A 1517-nucleotide genomic window follows, 5' to 3' on the forward strand; every position below is an offset into this window, starting at 1 on the left:
ATACATCATGGCAGCAGCATTCGAATCTGCTTTAATAATCAAAGGCGAATCCGCATCTTTCGGTAAAGAATAGGTAATACGGGAGAGAGCATCACGAATATCAGATGCTGCAACATTCAAATCAACACCAACATTAAAATTAATCTGCACACGGGAGCGCCCAAAAGAAGACGTTGAAGAAATCGTCTTAACACCTGAAACACGAGAAACAGCATCTTCTATAATTTTTGTAACTTCACGATCAATTGTTTCTGCCGACGCACCTGAAAACACCGTCACAATCGTTGTTACGGGAGTATCAACATCGGGTAATTCTCTTACATCAACATTTAACCATGCTGCAAATCCTGCAATGATGATCATAGCATTTAAAACAAAAGTAAAAACCGGTCTGCGAATAAATAAGGTAATGAGACCACCTTGCTCGACCTGTGACATAGGCTGTTTTGTGCTCAATTCTTGGCTCATTGTATATCCGTTCCGTAAACTACTGGTAATTGCTGTTGATGAGACTTTGGGTCATCAATCATTACTTTACTTCCTGGATAAAGCATTTGTACTCCTTGAATGACAACTTGATCACCATTTTCTAGGGGTGCTTTTACGAAAACTTGATCTGCTTTATGCTGAATAATTGATACGGGTATAGCCTCTACTTTCCCTTCTCTCACACGCCAAACGAATGACCCTTTACTATTCCATTGAACTGCAAGAGGATTAACGACAGGAAAAGAACCACCATGAAACTGCAAGGAAACAGAAAAGGACATACCAGACATGAGCGTATCTTTTTCATTATTGATTTCAACCTGAACATGAAGTGTGCGACTTTCTGGATCAACGATATTATCAATCGCATAAATATGACCAACAAAAGATCTATCTGGCTGCGCGATTAACGTTGCCGTTACCTCATCTCCTTTATGGATGCGCGACACATATCGTTCAGGGGCCCATATATCGACCAAAATACGTTCTCTATTCTCAATACGGCCTATTACAGTATTAAGGGTCACGTTATTCCCTGCATCAACGGGCAAAATACCAACAACTCCAGGAATCGGTGCACGAATTGTTCGCCGATCGAGATCTAATTCAGCATTACGCAAAACTAAATTTGCGTTATCTAACTCTAAGCGTGCTGTAATTTCTTGAACTTCCGTTGCTGTATTGCTGGCACGTAACTTAAGAATACGCGAAAGCGTTAACGCATTATTATCACGTTGTACTTTTGCTTTTGCAGCCGCTATTTCCTCTTTTTTAGAATCAAGCTTTGCAATCACATCACCTACTTGTACTTTTGTACCCGCTGACACAAAAAGCTTATCAATAACACCTGGAGATAAAGGGGTAAGCTCGACTTCTGCAAGTGCTTGTCCACTCCCAAGAACGTTAAGTTGTTCATAAAAATCTTGAATTTTTACAAGATCAACGACAACCTTTACCGGTGGCCTTCCCATTTTTTCATTTGAAGCTTTATCCGATACTCTTGTTTTATCCACCATAGAAATGGGTTG

General features: G+C 40.1%; 2 protein-coding genes. Both read right to left on the reverse strand.

Annotated elements, in window-relative coordinates:
* A partial coding sequence (locus ACFIL8_RS10190) for an efflux RND transporter permease subunit (RefSeq protein ID WP_375689671.1) occupies positions 1-468 on the reverse strand: 468 nt, incomplete at its 3' end.
* Positions 465-1517, reverse strand: a 1053-nt coding sequence (locus ACFIL8_RS10195; RefSeq protein WP_375689673.1) for an efflux RND transporter periplasmic adaptor subunit, incomplete at its 5' end; no start/stop codon positions are given. The genes ACFIL8_RS10195 and ACFIL8_RS10190, both read right to left, overlap by 4 nt.

Source organism: Bartonella sp. AP57NXGY (genome assembly GCF_042195805.1).
In the GTDB taxonomy this organism is placed as follows: Bacteria; Pseudomonadota; Alphaproteobacteria; order Rhizobiales; family Rhizobiaceae; genus Bartonella.